At 64.9% G+C, this 14,082-nt stretch carries 13 protein-coding genes; 8 read left to right on the forward strand and 5 right to left on the reverse strand.

Annotated elements, in window-relative coordinates:
* Positions 1–52: 52 nt before the first annotated feature.
* Both KAK09_RS14245 and KAK09_RS14250 read left to right on the forward strand, forming a co-directional pair.
* On the forward strand, positions 53–2,677 hold the full coding sequence (locus KAK09_RS14245; protein WP_210879605.1) for a TRAP transporter permease: 2,625 nt from the start codon (positions 53–55) through the stop codon (positions 2,675–2,677).
* Positions 2,674–3,105: a universal stress protein gene (locus tag KAK09_RS14250; protein WP_210879606.1), complete on the forward strand. Its 432-nt coding sequence runs from the start codon at positions 2,674–2,676 to the stop codon at positions 3,103–3,105. The genes KAK09_RS14245 and KAK09_RS14250 overlap by 4 nt, the downstream gene beginning before the upstream one ends.
* Positions 3,106–3,132: 27 nt before the next feature.
* On the opposite strand, the gene KAK09_RS14255 is transcribed toward KAK09_RS14250, so the two are convergent.
* Positions 3,133–3,786: a peroxiredoxin gene (locus KAK09_RS14255; protein WP_210879607.1), complete on the reverse strand. Its 654-nt coding sequence runs from the start codon at positions 3,784–3,786 to the stop codon at positions 3,133–3,135.
* Positions 3,787–3,908: 122 nt separating this feature from the next.
* Between KAK09_RS14255 and KAK09_RS14260 the strand changes: the two genes are divergently transcribed.
* Positions 3,909–5,351 (forward strand): aldehyde dehydrogenase family protein, encoded by a 1,443-nt coding sequence (locus KAK09_RS14260; RefSeq protein WP_210879608.1) that lies wholly within the window; start codon positions 3,909–3,911, stop codon positions 5,349–5,351.
* A gap of 6 nt (positions 5,352–5,357) precedes the next feature.
* On the opposite strand, the gene KAK09_RS14265 is transcribed toward KAK09_RS14260, so the two are convergent.
* Together KAK09_RS14265 and KAK09_RS14270 are read right to left on the reverse strand one after the other, a co-directional pair.
* Positions 5,358–6,002, reverse strand: a complete 645-nt coding sequence (locus tag KAK09_RS14265; protein WP_210879609.1) for an RluA family pseudouridine synthase — start codon at positions 6,000–6,002, stop codon at positions 5,358–5,360.
* A gap of 108 nt (positions 6,003–6,110) precedes the next feature.
* On the reverse strand, positions 6,111–6,767 hold the full coding sequence (locus KAK09_RS14270) for a GntR family transcriptional regulator (protein WP_210879610.1): 657 nt from the start codon (positions 6,765–6,767) through the stop codon (positions 6,111–6,113).
* A gap of 141 nt (positions 6,768–6,908) precedes the next feature.
* Here KAK09_RS14270 and dctP point away from each other — a divergent pair, with 141 nt between their 5' ends.
* From dctP to KAK09_RS14295, 5 genes are all read left to right on the forward strand, one after another.
* Positions 6,909–7,892, forward strand: coding sequence for a TRAP transporter substrate-binding protein DctP (dctP, locus tag KAK09_RS14275; protein ID WP_210879611.1), 984 nt, complete (start codon positions 6,909–6,911; stop codon positions 7,890–7,892).
* A 72-nt stretch (positions 7,893–7,964) separates the two neighbouring features.
* Complete coding sequence (locus tag KAK09_RS14280) at positions 7,965–8,513, forward strand: TRAP transporter small permease (RefSeq protein ID WP_210879612.1); 549 nt, start codon at positions 7,965–7,967, stop codon at positions 8,511–8,513.
* Positions 8,513–9,829, forward strand: coding sequence for a TRAP transporter large permease (locus KAK09_RS14285; protein ID WP_210879613.1), 1,317 nt, complete (start codon positions 8,513–8,515; stop codon positions 9,827–9,829). The genes KAK09_RS14280 and KAK09_RS14285 overlap by 1 nt, the downstream gene beginning before the upstream one ends.
* Positions 9,826–11,067: a malonyl-CoA decarboxylase gene (locus KAK09_RS14290; RefSeq protein WP_210879633.1), complete on the forward strand. Its 1,242-nt coding sequence runs from the start codon at positions 9,826–9,828 to the stop codon at positions 11,065–11,067. The genes KAK09_RS14285 and KAK09_RS14290 overlap by 4 nt, the downstream gene beginning before the upstream one ends.
* 12 nt (positions 11,068–11,079) lie before the next feature.
* The gene (locus tag KAK09_RS14295; protein ID WP_210879614.1) at positions 11,080–12,597 is read left to right on the forward strand and encodes a malonate--CoA ligase; all 1,518 of its coding nucleotides are present in this window, start codon (positions 11,080–11,082) and stop codon (positions 12,595–12,597) included.
* An 18-nt stretch (positions 12,598–12,615) separates the two neighbouring features.
* On the opposite strand, the gene KAK09_RS14300 is transcribed toward KAK09_RS14295, so the two are convergent.
* Positions 12,616–13,020 carry a VOC family protein gene (locus KAK09_RS14300; protein WP_210879615.1) on the reverse strand — a complete coding sequence of 135 codons (405 nt, stop codon included), beginning with the start codon at positions 13,018–13,020 and terminating at the stop codon, positions 12,616–12,618.
* Positions 13,017–14,045 (reverse strand): NAD(P)/FAD-dependent oxidoreductase, encoded by a 1,029-nt coding sequence (locus KAK09_RS14305; RefSeq protein ID WP_210879616.1) that lies wholly within the window; start codon positions 14,043–14,045, stop codon positions 13,017–13,019. Before KAK09_RS14305 ends, KAK09_RS14300 begins: the two co-directional genes overlap by 4 nt.
* Between the last annotated feature and the right edge of the window lie 37 nt (positions 14,046–14,082).

Below are 14,082 nucleotides of genomic sequence, written 5' to 3' on the forward strand. Positions count from 1 at the left end.
ATAAGGTTGACAGACTGCGGGACCAACGCGGCGCGACAGGGAGAGTGTGACGATGACCAGCGAGACAAAGGGCAGTGGCCCGCTGAGCGAGGCCGAACTTCAGGAACTGGTCTCGTCCAGCGATGGCGGCGCACGCAATCCGGCGGGCGCGGTGGGTCTGTTTCTGGCCGCCGTGGCGGTGATCTGGTCGCTGTTTCAGATCGCGCTGGCCTCGCCCATATCCAATTACCTGCTGCCGGGCGCGGTGCTGAACAATTCGCGGCAATTCCATCTGGCTTTTGCGATTTTCCTTGCCTTCATGGCCTATCCGATGTTTCGCAGCAGTCCGCGGTCCTACATCCCGATTTATGACTGGGTGCTGGCGTTGGCCGGCACGTTCATCGCGCTTTACGGCTATGTGTTCTACGACAAGATCGTGCGCAATGGCGGGCTGGCGGATGACACCGACAAATGGGTGGCGCTGGTGGGGCTCTTGATCCTGTTCGAAGGCGCGCGGCGCGCGCTCGGGCCTGCCATGGCGCTTATTGCCACGATTTTCCTGGTCTATGTGTTCTTTGGTGCGTCCGACTGGGTGCCCGAGGTGATCCGCTGGAAGGGTGCAAGCCTGCAAAAGGCCATGAGTCATATGTGGATCACCGCCGAAGGGGTGTTCGGTATCGCGCTGGGCGTCTCGACGCGGTTCGTGTTCCTTTTCGTGCTCTTTGGTGCGCTATTGGACAAGGCGGGAGCGGGCAATTATTTCATCAAGATGGCGTTCGGCGCGCTGGGCCACCTGCGCGGCGGGCCGGCCAAGGCGGCGGTGGTCGGTTCTGCCGCCACCGGCCTCATTTCGGGGTCGTCCATTGCCAATGTGGTCACCACCGGCACCTTTACCATTCCGCTGATGAAGCGGGTGGGGTTCTCCTCGGAAAAGGCGGGGGCGGTCGAGGTGGCTAGCTCTGTCAACGGGCAGATCATGCCCCCCGTCATGGGGGCTGCGGCCTTCCTGATGGTGGAATATGTGGGGATTTCCTATGTCGAGGTGATCACCCACGCCTTTCTGCCTGCCACGATCAGCTATATCGCGCTGGTCTATATCGTGCACCTTGAGGCGGTGAAGCAGAACATGCCGACAATCGGTGACCGGGTGGTGAGCCTTGGCCGCACGATCGGGGGGATGGGCCTGTTCTTCGCCGGGTTCGCGGCGCTCTGCTACGGGGTGCAATATCCGGTGGGCTGGATCGTGACGGCGGTGCCCGATGGCTCTGGTCTGATTCTTTCGGGACTTCTGGTGCTGGCCTATGTCGCGCTCTTGTGGCTGGCGGCGCAGGTGCCGGACCTGGAACCCGACGACCCCAACGCCGAGGAGGTACGCCTGCCGGTTGTGGGCGAGATCTACAAGGCGGGGCTTTACTATCTGCTGCCCATCGTGGTGCTGGTCTATTTCCTGATGATCGAGCAGAAATCGCCCGGCCTTTCGGCGTTCTGGGCGTCGGCGCTGCTGTTCGTGATCCTGCTCACGCAGCGCCCGCTCAAGACCATCTTTCGCGGCGAAAGCGACATGGCCAACGCGTTCCGCGCCGGGGTCATGGACCTGTTGACCGGCCTCATCGCGGGCGCGCGCAACATGATCGGGATCGGTCTTGCCACGGCAACGGCAGGGGTGATCGTGGGCACGGTGACGCTGACCGGCGTCGGGCAGGTGATGGCCGATCTGGTGGAGTTCCTGTCGGGCGGTAACCTGATCCTGATGCTGATCATGGTGGGGCTTTTGAGCCTTGTGCTGGGCATGGGCCTGCCGACCACGGCCAACTATATCGTGGTCTCCTCGCTCATGGCGGGGGTGGTGGTGCAGCTTGGGGCGCAATCGGGGCTGATCGTGCCGCTGATCGCCGTGCATCTTTTCGTGTTCTATTTCGGGATCATGGCAGATGTGACGCCGCCGGTGGGGCTGGCGAGTTTCGCGGCTTCGGCGGTGTCGGGGGGTGATGCGATCAAGACCGGGTTCGCCGCGTTCTTCTACAGCCTGAGGACCGTGGCGCTGCCGTTCGTGTTTATCTTCAACACCAACCTGTTGCTGATTGACGTGACGGTGACGCAAGGGATCATCACCTTCGTGGTGGCGACAATCGCGATCCTTGTCTTTACCGCCGGCACGATGGGCTGGTTCCTCACGAAAAACCGCATCTATGAAAGCGTGGCGTTGATCCTCGTGGCGTTTGCCTTGTTCCGGCCCGACTATTTCATGAACCGGATCCAGCCGCCGTTCGAGATGGTCGAGCCTGCGCGGCTTGAACAGGCGCTCGATGCTGCCCATGCGGGGCAGGACCTGCGGATCGTGGTGGCGGGGCCGGATTTCATGACCGGCCGGCTGAGGGAAACCACGCTGGTCCTGCCGGTGACGGGCGATGGCAGTGGGGCGAGTCTGTTGCAGGAGTTCGGGCTGACGCTTATCCCTGACGGCGCGCGCACCACGCTGGACGAGCCGATGTTCGGCACGCCCTTTGCCGAGGTCTTCCAGGGATTTGATTTCTATGGCGACGAGCCGGTGGTCATCACCTCGGTCAAGGCACCGATGGATCAGTGGCCGCAGGAGTTGATGTTCATTCCCGCCTTCTTGCTGCTGGCGTTCATCGCGCTCTTGCAGCGCGCGCGTATTGGTCGGGAAACCCCAGTGAAGGAAGGAGCCACGGCATGACCGGTCCTGTTCTCTGTGCCATAGATGTCAGCAACCCGCACCGCGATGACGAGGTCTTGCGCGTGGCGTGGCGGCTGGCCGGACTGGATGGCGCGCAGCTTGATGTTATCACCGTGGTGCCCGATTACGGGATGAGCGTGGTCGGCAGCTTCTTTGGCGGTGGCCATCACGAGAAACTGGAGGCCGAGGCGCGCCGACTGCTGCATGATCTGGTGACCGAGGTGCTGGGCGCCGAGATCAACGAAAAGGTGCGCCACGTCGTGAGCACCGGCAATGCCTATGACGAGATCCTGCGCGTGGCCAAGGCCGATGGTGCGGGCCTGATCGTGGTCGGCGCGCACAAGCCGGATTTCAGCGACTATCTGCTCGGCCCCAATGCCGCGCGGGTGGTGCGCCACGCCAAATGTTCGGTGATGGTGGTGCGGTAGGGGGCCGGTCGCCCGGCCCCTATGGCCTTATCCCGGCAGTTTCACCTTGCGCAGATAGGGCAGGTCCGCCTCGAAGCTGCCGAATTTCTGGCGCGCGGCGTCGTCATTCACAGAGGGCGGCACGATCACGTCCTGGCCTATGGTCCAGTCGGCAGGGGTGGCCACGCCGTGTTTCGCCGTCGTCTGGAGCGCGTCGAGGGCGCGCAGCACCTCGGCAAAATTGCGGCCCACGGTCATCGGGTAGGTCATGCTGAGCTTGAGTTGCTTGTCCGGCCCGATGATGAATACGCTACGCACCGTGGCGCTGTCGGCGGGGGTGCGACCGTCGGGCAGATAGGCCTCGGCGGGCAGCATGTCGAAAGCCTTGGAGACGGCCAGACCGTCATCGGCGATGATCGGGAATTTCGGCGCGGCGCCGCCGACCTTTTCGATATCGGCCTTCCATTTCCTGTGGTCCTCGACGCCATCGACGGAAACGCCGATCACCTTGGTGCCGCGTTTCTCCCATTCATCGGCAAGCCGCGCCACGGCGCCGAATTCGGTGGTGCAGACGGGCGTGAAATCCTTGGGATGCGAGAACAGAATCGCCCAGCTGTCGCCGATCCAGTCGTGCAGGGAAAAGGTGCCGAGATCGGTCTCGACGGTGAGATCGGGGATCGTGTCGTTGATGCGAAGTGCCATGAAAGCCTCCTTTGAAGATGGGCGCGGGGAATTTGATCAAATTATACGCCAGGCCGACTCATCCGGTCTTGCGGCGCGCCCGAACGGCTGACAGAGTGCCGCCAAATCCACGGAGGTCAACCATGATCGAGAGAAAGAGTTTCTATATTGACGGTGCCTGGCAGAAGCCCCTTTCGGGGCGGGACCACGCCGTCATCAACCCCTCGCTTGAGGAGCCCTGCGCGGTGATCGCGCTTGGCGGGCAGGCCGATACCGATGCCGCCGTGGCCGCAGCCAAGGCGGCCTTTCCCGGCTGGATGGCCACCCCGCCCGAGGAGCGGATCGCCCATGTCGAGAAGATACTGAAGGTCTATGAGAGCCGCGCCGAGGATCTGGCGCAGGCCACCAGCATGGAAATGGGCGCGCCAATCGACATGGCGCGCCAGCAACAGGTGCCCTCGGGGACATGGCACATCACCAATTTCCTGACCGCCGCGCGTGCGTTCAAATTCGACGAGCCGCTTGGCGATCATGCCCCGAACGACCGGATCATTCACGAGCCGGTTGGCGTGGTGGCGATGATCACGCCGTGGAACTGGCCGCAGAACCAGATCACCCTCAAGGTTATCGCGGGGCTGATCGCAGGCTGCACCATGGTGCTGAAGCCAAGCGAGGAATCGCCGCTCAATGCGCTGATCTTCGCCGAGATCATCCATGAGGCGGGCCTGCCCAAGGGCGTTTTCAATTTGGTGAATGGCGATGGCGCGGGCGTGGGCAGCCAGCTTTCGGCGCATCCGGATGTGGATATGATCAGTTTCACCGGCTCGTCGCGGGCGGGACGGCTCATCTCGAAATCCGCCGCCGACACGCTCAAGCGCGTCAGCCTCGAGTTGGGCGGCAAGGGCGCGAACCTGATCTTTGCCGATGCGGATGACAAGGCCGTCAAGCGCGGCGTGATCCATTGCATGAACAACACGGGCCAGTCCTGCAACGCGCCCACACGGATGCTGGTGGAGCGGTCGCGCTATGCGCAGGCGGTGGATGAGGCGGCCGAGGTCGCGGTCTCGATCAAGGTCGGGCCGGCCCATGAGGAGGGCCGCCATGTCGGGCCCGTGGTCAATGAGGCGCAGTTCAACAAGATACAGGGCCTGATCCAGCAAGGCATCGACGAGGGCGCGCGGCTGGTGGCGGGCGGTCTGGGTCGTCCCGATGGCCTCAATCGCGGCTTCTTCGTGCGGCCGACGGTGTTTGCCGATGTCACCAACGAGATGACCATCGCGCGCGAGGAAATCTTTGGCCCGGTGCTGTCGATCATCCCGTTCGATACCGAGGAGGAGGGCCTGGCCATCGCCAATGACACGCCCTATGGCCTGACAAACTATGTCCAGACCGGCGATCCGGCGCGCGCCAATCGCCTTGCGCGGGCCTTGCGCTCGGGCATGGTCGAGATGAACGGCAAATCGCGCAGCGCGGGCTCTCCCTTTGGCGGGATGAAGCAGTCGGGCCACGGGCGCGAGGGCGGCAAATGGGGGATCGAGGACTTCCTGGAGGTCAAGGCCGTCTCGGGCTGGACGCCGGGGGCCTGAGCCGCCTCAGAACGGGGCGGGGGCGCGAAACCGCATCCCGCGCCCGCCATCGGGGTGGCGCAGGCGCAATTCCTCGGAATGCAGCATCAGGTGCGGGTGATCCCGCGCCGCACCCGTCGCATAGAACGGATCGCCCAGGATCGGGTGGCCGAGCGCCAGCATGTGCACACGCAACTGATGGCTGCGCCCGGTCTTTGGCATCAGGCGCACGCGGCTTTCGGTGTCATCTGTGCGCAGCACGCGCCAGTCGGTCTGCGCCGGGCGGCCCGTGTCATGGCAGACCATCTGCCGGGGGCGGTTGGGCCAATCGACGATCAGCGGCAGATCGACCGTGCCTTGCGCGGGCTCCAGCCGTCCCCAGACGCGGGCGACATAGGTTTTCTGCACCTGCCGACGCTCGAATTGCAGGCCAAGGTGGCGCTGTGCATGAGGGGTGAGGGCAAAGATCATCACGCCTGATGTGTCGCGGTCCAGCCGGTGCACGAGCAGCGCCGTCGGGAATGCCTCCACCACGCGCGCAAGCAGGCAATCGGCCAGTTCCGGCCCCTTGCCGGGCACGCTCAGCAGGCCCGCAGGCTTGTGCAGCACGACGATCTCGTGATCGTCATGCAGGATGTCGAGCGGCTGATCTGGCGGGGTGTAGTCGGTCATGGCGCGGCCTTACACCATGCCATCGGCGGGGGCCATGGGGGCCTCGGGCTTCTTCTGGCTGCAAATATCCCGGGGGGGCGCCCGTAAGGGCGACGGGGGCAGCGCCCCCTATTCCGCCGCCCGCCGCAGGCCGGACAGAAGGCGGTGAAACTTTTCGCCCTGAACGGCGACATGGGCACGCAGCGCCTGGGCCGCGCGCTCGGGCGCCCCCTCGCGCAGGGCGGCGACGATGGCCTCGTGCTCGGCCATGGATTGCGCCATGCGCCCGCGCACGCGAAGCTGCATCCGGCGAAACGGCTTGAGCCGCCGGTGCAGACGCAGCGCCTCCTGTTCGAGAAAGGCATTGCCCGCCTCGCGATAGATCCGGTGGTGGAATCGCTCGTTCTCGCGGTAATAGGCGTCGGTATCGCCCGCTTCGATCGCCGCCGTGCAGAGCGCGTTAGCGGCGTCAAGATCGGCCAAGGCCGGTTCGGAGATGCGCCGTGCGGCAAGGCGTCCGCATACGCCTTCGATCTCGGCCATGGTCTCGAACATTTCCAGAAGTTCGACCGGCCCGGGCTGGCGGATGAACACGCCCCGGCGCGGGATCTGCTCGGCCAGCCCCGATGCCACCAGCCGCCCGAGCGCCTCGCGGATCGGTGTGCGCGAAACGTTGAACTGTGCCGCGAGCCGGGTTTCGTCGAGACGATCGCCATCGTTGAAAGCGCCGGTGAAGATCATCTCTTCCAGCGTATCGGCGATGGTATCGGCGCGACGTTCAGACATGGAAAGACGCTAATGCCGAACCTTCTGGTGCGCAAGATTGAAAATCTTGTATACAAAATTCTTGACTCTGGATGCGCGTTGCCAAACACTCCTCACACCGCCCCGGACAGGAGAGAGCCGGGGCAGACATGGGAGGACAACATGAAATTCACCGCCTTCGCGGCCGCCGCCGCAAGCGCCCTCGTGCTGGGCGCGACGGCCGAGTCCGCAGAACTGCGCCTTTCGCATCAGTGGTCGAATCAGGACATCCGGCACCGGGTCGCGCAGATCGTCGCCGATGAGGTCGCGGCTGCCGGGGTCGATCTTGATATCCGGATTTTCGGCTCTCAATCGCTGTTCAAGGCGCGCGAGCAATACACGCCGCTGAGCCGGGGACAGCTTGACATGACGGTGCTGCCGCTCAGCTATGCGGGTGGCCAACAGCCCTCGTATAACCTCACCCTCATGCCCGGTCTGGTGAAGAACCACGACCACGCCGCACGCCTGACCAACAGCCCCTTCATGGAGGCGCTGGAGGCGAAGATGGCCGAGGATGACGTGATGGTGCTGGTGCATGGCTATCTTGCCGGGGGGTTCGCCGCCAAGGACAGGTGCATCCGCCGCCCCGAGGACATCGCGGGGATGCAGACGCGCGCTGCCGGCAAGGCGTTCGAGCAGATGCTGGCGGGGGCGGGCGCGTCCATCGCCTCGATGGCCAGTTCCGAGATCTACAACGCCATGCAGACCGGCGTTCTCGATGCGGTCAACACCTCGTCCTCGTCTTTCGTGTCCTTCCGCATCTACGAGCAGGTGAAGTGCTACACGCCCGCAGGCGATATCGCGCTGTGGTTCATGTATCAGCCGCTTCTGATGAACAAATCCACCTTTGACGGGTTGACCGAGGCGCAGCAGGCGGCGCTTCTGGCGGCGGCGGCAAAGGCAGAGGCGTTCTATCTCGAAGAGGCCAAGAAGGAAGACGCGGCCTCGGTCGATGTCTACCGCGAGGCGGGCGTCGAGATCGCCGAGATGACCGAGGAGGATTTTGCGGCCTGGCTGGATCTGGCCCGTGAAACCGCCTTCAAGGAGTTTGTCGCGAGCGTGCCCGACGGGCAGGCGCTTCTGGACATGGCGCTCGCTGTCGAGTGATGCGCGATCCGGGCCGCCGCGCGCAGGTGGCGGCCCGCTTTTTCCGCCCTGACACATTGATGAGGTCCGACCATGGCCGGCCAAAGCTCGGGTGCCATCGCACGCACCGGACGTAACCCCTTCTTGCGCTTCGTCGCCGCGCTTTCTACCCTTGCGGGATGGATGTCGGCCGCCATGATCGTCGCGGCGGTGCTGATCACCTGCCAGATGATCTGGATACGTTTCGTGCTCAACGGCACAACTGTCTGGCAGACCGAGGCGGTGGTTTACCTCATGATCGCCGCCACGCTTCTGGGTCTGTCTTATGTGCAGCGCCTGCGCGGACATGTGAACGTGGACCTGATCCCGATGGCGCTGCCGCGCCGGGTGCGCAAGGGGTTGGCGGTTCTCACACTCTCGCTCTCTATCGTGGTGATCGCGGTCATGCTCTGGTATGGCACCGAATTCTGGCACCTCGCCTGGTCGCGCGGCTGGAGATCGGACACGGTCTGGGCGATCAAGCTCTGGATTCCCTATCTGGCGCTGCCCCTGGGCCTTGCGCTCTTTCTGCTGCAACTCGTGGCCGACCTGATTGCCGTGCTGCTTGGTGTCGATAAACCTTTCGGATTGGAGGACGCCTGATGGACCCGCTTCTGCTTGGCCTCATCGTGGCGATTGCCACCATCGTCGTGCTGTTCTCCGGCGTGTCGGTCGCGGTCGGTCTGCTGATCGTCTCGGGCGGGTTCCTGATCGTGTTCGACGGGATGCGCTCGCTTGAACTCATGCCGGAAATCATGTTCGGCAAGCTTGACAATTTCGCGCTTCTCTCGATCCCGATGTTCATCATCATGGGGGCCTCCATCGCCTCGACGCGGGCGGGCGCGGATCTTTACGAGGCGCTGGAGCGGTGGCTTACGCGCGTGCCCGGCGGCCTCGTGATCTCGAATCTCGGGGCCTGCGCGCTTTTCTCGGCCATGTCCGGTTCGTCTCCCGCGACCTGCGCCGCCATCGGCAAGATGGGCATCCCCGAGATGCGCAAGCGCGGCTACCCGGATGCGGTCGCCGCCGGTTCGATCGCGGCGGGCGGCACGCTCGGCATTCTCATTCCGCCCTCGGTCACGATGATCGTCTACGGTATCGCCACGGAAACCTCGATCGGGCGGCTGTTTCTGGCGGGCGTCATTCCGGGGATGATGCTGGTGGCCCTCTTCATGGCCTGGTCGCTCTATCAGACGTGGAAATCGGGCGATGTGAACCTTCTGGGCGGGCGCGTCTATTCCTGGCGGCAAAAGCTCGAGATCCTGCCGCGCGTCCTGCCCTTTCTCGCCATCATCATTGGCGTGCTCTATGCCATGTATGGCGGCATCGCCACGCCATCCGAGACGGCGGCGGTCGGCGCGCTGCTGTGTCTGCTGATCGCGATGATCATCTACCGGCTGTGGTCGCCTGTCGCGCTCTGGGTGGTGCTGCGCGATTCAACCCGCGAAAGCGTGATGATCCTTTTCATCATCGCGGCGGCGGGGGTGTTTTCCTATATGCTGTCGTCGCTCTTCATCACCCAGTCCATCGCGCAATGGATCGGCACGCTTGAGGTGAACCGCTGGGTGCTGATGGGGGCGATCAACGTCTTTTTGCTGGTTGCGGGCTTCTTTCTGCCGCCCGTGGCCGTGATCCTGATGGCCGCGCCGATCCTGTTGCCGATCATCACCACCGCCGGGTTCGATCCGATCTGGTTTGCGGTGGTGCTGACCATCAACATGGAAATCGGGCTGATTTCGCCGCCCGTGGGCCTCAACCTTTATGTGATCAACGGCATCGCGCCCGACATCAAGCTCAAGACCATCCTCTACGGCTCGCTTCCTTATGTGGGCTGCATGGTGGTGGCGATCATCCTTCTGTGCCTGTTTCCGGGTCTGGCCACATGGCTGCCCGATCTGGTGATGGGCGCATCACGATGAGCGTGCTGGCCGATCTTCTGTCAACCGTGTTCGAGCGGCGCTATTTCACTTCGGGCGCGCCCGACCCGCGCAACCGCTCGTTGGAGGAACTTGCGCGCGATCTTCTGGGCAGTTCCGGCGAGGTGTCGGGCATGGCGCTGGCGCGGCACATGCTGGAGCGGTATGCCGGCCTGGGGGATGACGAGAAAGCCGCGTTCTTCGGCTTTCTCGCCCGCGATCTGAGCTTCGATCCCGAGGCAGTGCGCACGGCGCTCGCCGCCTTCGAGGCCGATCCATCCCGCACCACCTATGACGCCTTCTTGGCCGCCGCCGAGCCATCGCGGCAAGAGCTTGCCCGCCGTCTCAATCAGGTGCCGGGGGCCACGGGGCAACTGGTTGCCATGCGTGCCGATCTTCTGCGGCTGATGCGCGAGGAGCCCGGGCTTGGCGTGGTCGATCTCGACCTAAAGCACCTGTTTTTGTCGTGGTTCAATCGCGGTTTTCTGGTGCTGCGTCCGATCAACTGGTCCTCGCCTGCCGATGTGCTGGAAAAGATCATCGCCTATGAGGCGGTCCATGCCATTGACAGTTGGGACGATCTGCGCCGCCGCCTTGCCCCGCAGGACCGGCGCTGTTTCGCCTTCTTTCATCCGGCCATGCCCGATGAGCCGCTGATCTTTGTCGAAGTGGCGCTGACGCGCGGCATTCCCGGCGCGATCCATGATGTTCTGTCGGAGGAGCGCGCGGCCATCCCCGCGACCGAGGCCGATACGGCGGTGTTCTACTCGATCTCCAACTGTCAGGCGGGGCTTGCCGGGATTTCTTTCGGCAATTCGCTGATCAAGCAGGTGGTGGCAGATCTGGCGCAGGAATTGCCCGATCTGAGGACCTTCGTCACCCTCTCGCCCATTCCCGGCCTCTGGCGCTGGCTGTCGGAGACCGGGCGCGCCCTGCCTGATGAGCCGCAGGCGCGGCGGGCCATCGCGGCGCTCTACCTGCTGGAGGGCAAGCGCGGTGACGGCACGCCCCATGACCCGGTGGCGCGGTTCCATCTTGGCAACGGGGCCTCGGTCCATGCCATCCACGCCCGCGCCGATCTGTCCCCAAACGGAGAGCGGCAGTCAGGCGGCGTGATGGTGAATTACCTTTACGATCTCGCCCAGATTTCGCAAAACCACGAACGGTTCGCCGGGGCGGGACGGATCGCCGCCTCATCGGGGGTCAAATCCCTCGCCGCGAGTGCCGACAAGACCGAGTGAAGGATCATCGCCATGGCCAACCCCCTCTATGATCGCCTGTTCGGATGCCATGCGGGCAACACCGCGCTGTTCCTGCACCTGCAAGGCGGCGAAGCACTCAGCTATGACGCCTTCCTGAAACTGGCCGCGCGCTATGCCCATGCGTTCCGCGCGGCGGGGCTTGCGCCCGGTGACCGGCTCGCGGTGCAGGTGGAGAAATCGCCGCAGGCGCTTGCCGTCTATGCGGCAGCGGTGCAGGCGGGGATCGTGTTCCTGCCGCTCAACACCGCCTATACCGGTGACGAGCTGGGGTATTTCGTCTCTGATAGCGGCGCGCGTGTGCTTCTGTGCGATCCCGCCCGCGTCGGGGCGTTGCAAGCGGTGGCCGATGCGTCGGGTGCAGCACTGCTGACGCTCGGGCCGGACGGGGCGGGCACGCTTGCCGACGCCGCCGAGGGCCAGCCCGAGACATTCGAGACCACGCCGCGCGACGAGGGCGACCTCGCCGCCTTTCTCTATACCTCGGGCACCACGGGCCGTTCCAAGGGGGCGATGCTGACGCAGACCAACCTTCTTTCCAACGCCGAGGTGCTGGTGGATTACTGGCGTTTCACCGGAGATGATGTGCTGCTGCACGCCTTGCCGATCTTTCACACCCATGGCCTTTTCGTGGCGACGAACGTGATCCTGCTGGCGGGCGCGTCGATGATCTTCCTGCCGAAATTCGACACGGATGCGATGATCGCCCACCTGCCGCGCGCCACCACCATGATGGGCGTGCCAACCTTCTACACGCGGCTTCTGGACGATCCGCGCCTGGAGCGCGCTCTGGTGGGGCATATGCGGCTTTTCATCTCCGGCTCGGCCCCGCTGCTGGCGGAAACCCATGTGGCGTTCGAGGCGCGCACCGGCCACCGCATCCTTGAGCGATACGGCATGACAGAGACCAACATGAACACCTCCAACCCCTATGAGGGCGAGCGACGCGCGGGCACCGTGGGCTTTCCCCTGCCGGGGGTGGAACTGCGCATCACCGATCCGGAGACCGGCGCGGAAAAGCCCCGGGGCGAGGTCGGCATGATCGAGGTGCGCGGGCCGAACGTGTTCAAGGGTTACTGGAAGATGCCTGAAAAGACGGCGGAGGAACTGCGCGAGAACGGGTTTTTCATCACTGGCGATCTGGGCCAGATCGACGCGCGTGGCTATGTCTCGATCGTGGGGCGCGCCAAGGACCTCATCATCTCGGGGGGCTACAACATCTACCCGAAGGAAATCGAGCTTTTGCTCGACGATCAGCCCGGCGTTCTGGAAAGCGCGGTGGTGGGCGTGCCCCATCCCGATTTCGGCGAGACGGTGGTGGGCTTCATTGTCCCCGAAAAGGGCGCCACGCCCGATCTTGATGCCATCGCAGAGGCGGCGGCAGGCTCGCTTGCGCGCTTCAAGCACCCGCGCCGGCTCATCATGCTTGACGCGCTGCCGCGCAACACCATGGGCAAGGTGCAGAAGAACGTGCTGCGGGCGGAATATGGCGGGCTGTTCGCGGCGGGGTGAGCTTGCCGCGCGCCCTCCTCAGCCTGCCTTGTTCGAGATCTCGATCAGGTTGCCATCCGGGTCGCGCAGGTAGAGCGACATGATCGGCCCGGTGGCGCCGGTCCGGGGCAGGGGGCCATCCTCGATCGTCACGCCAAGCGCCGCAAGATGCGCCTGCCACGCGTCAAGCGGCGTCGCGCTCAGGAAACACAGATCGGCGGAGCCGGGGGTGGCGCGGGCGGCTTTCGGCAAGAACTCGGCCCTGGCCTGATGCAGATTGATCTTCTGCGCACCAAAGCGCAAGGCGTGTCGCCCGGTGCCGTCGGCGGTGCGGAACGTCTCGGGCCTCATGCCAAGCGCATCGCGGTAGAAGTCCAGCGTGGCGGCCATGTCGGAGACGGTCAGGACGAGGTGGTCGAGATGGCTGATCTTCGGTGCGGTCACAGCGAATCCTCCGGGCGAAATCCCTCTGGGATACGGTCGATCCCGTCCAGCATCAGGTCGGCCATCACCTCGGCCACCCGTGGAGCCATACCGAAACCGATCTTGAACCCGCCATTGGCGATGAACGCGCCGGGGTGCAGCGGGTGCGGCCCCAGCATCGGCGCGCGGCTTCGTGCCCGGGGACGCAGCCCGGCCCATCGGTCAATGACCGGGGCCTCCGCCAGCACCGGCAGGGCGGCGCGCGCGGTGGCGATCACCGCGTCAAGCTGTGCGTCCGTCGAGGTGGCGTCGGTATAGGCGCGCTCGGAGGTAGAGCCGACGGCCACCGTCCTGTCCGCGTGCGGCACGATATGCACACCCCCGGCAAAGACCTGCGGCAGGTCGCGGGCGTCATGGCGCAAAAGCGCGCCCTGTCCCTTGACGCCGTTGCCCACGGGGCGGCTCAAGGCGGCGCTCAACTCCTCCAGCCCCGCGACGCCCGTGGCCCAGAGGATACGGCCCTCGTGTGGCCCGTCACGGAGCACCTCGACCCCCTTGCTGCGCAGCGCCGCCACAAGTGCCGCGCAGGCGCGGCGGGGATGGAGCCGCGCGCTCAGCGTGTCACGGATGACATGGCCGGCAGGGCTTTGGGGGCACCAGTCGCCGGTGGCCTTCTCCACCTGCCAGAGGGCCTTGCCCTGCCAGAGCGCGGCGGCGCCCTGTGCGCGCGTGCGTGCCAGCGCCAGTGCCGCCGCATCGGCCACCGGCTGAATCCGCCCCAGCCGCGCATAGCCGGGCGAGACACCGCCGGCCTTTGCCACCTCGGCCCAGAATGCCTCGGCCATCACGAGGCTTTCGAACTGGAACGCCTTCTTGGCGTTCCAGTTCTCTGGCACATGGGGCGCAAGCGCGCCCACCACCCCGCCCGAGGCCCCGGCACCGGGGCCATGCGGGTCGATCACCCGCACGCTTGCGCCGCGCCGCGCACAGGCCCAGGCGGTGGCGAGGCCGAAGATCCCTGCGCCCATCACCGTGATGTCGGTCATTGCAAATCCCCTCGTGCGCGGCCATGCTCGGGGGTCT

The organism is Roseovarius autotrophicus (assembly GCF_018069895.1).
In the GTDB taxonomy this organism is placed as follows: Bacteria; Pseudomonadota; Alphaproteobacteria; order Rhodobacterales; family Rhodobacteraceae; genus Roseovarius; species Roseovarius autotrophicus.

Coding starts and splice junctions, on each gene's coding strand:
- KAK09_RS14245 (WP_210879605.1), top strand. CDS start 53: ATGACCAGCGAGACAAAGGGCAGTGGCCCGCTGAGCGAGGCCGAACTT.
- KAK09_RS14250 (WP_210879606.1), top strand. CDS start 2,674: ATGACCGGTCCTGTTCTCTGTGCCATAGATGTCAGCAACCCGCACCGC.
- KAK09_RS14255 (WP_210879607.1), bottom strand. CDS start 3,786: ATGGCACTTCGCATCAACGACACGATCCCCGATCTCACCGTCGAGACC.
- KAK09_RS14260 (WP_210879608.1), top strand. CDS start 3,909: ATGATCGAGAGAAAGAGTTTCTATATTGACGGTGCCTGGCAGAAGCCC.
- KAK09_RS14265 (WP_210879609.1), bottom strand. CDS start 6,002: ATGACCGACTACACCCCGCCAGATCAGCCGCTCGACATCCTGCATGAC.
- KAK09_RS14270 (WP_210879610.1), bottom strand. CDS start 6,767: ATGTCTGAACGTCGCGCCGATACCATCGCCGATACGCTGGAAGAGATG.
- dctP (WP_210879611.1), top strand. CDS start 6,909: ATGAAATTCACCGCCTTCGCGGCCGCCGCCGCAAGCGCCCTCGTGCTG.
- KAK09_RS14280 (WP_210879612.1), top strand. CDS start 7,965: ATGGCCGGCCAAAGCTCGGGTGCCATCGCACGCACCGGACGTAACCCC.
- KAK09_RS14285 (WP_210879613.1), top strand. CDS start 8,513: ATGGACCCGCTTCTGCTTGGCCTCATCGTGGCGATTGCCACCATCGTC.
- KAK09_RS14290 (WP_210879633.1), top strand. CDS start 9,826: ATGAGCGTGCTGGCCGATCTTCTGTCAACCGTGTTCGAGCGGCGCTAT.
- KAK09_RS14295 (WP_210879614.1), top strand. CDS start 11,080: ATGGCCAACCCCCTCTATGATCGCCTGTTCGGATGCCATGCGGGCAAC.
- KAK09_RS14305 (WP_210879616.1), bottom strand. CDS start 14,045: ATGACCGACATCACGGTGATGGGCGCAGGGATCTTCGGCCTCGCCACC.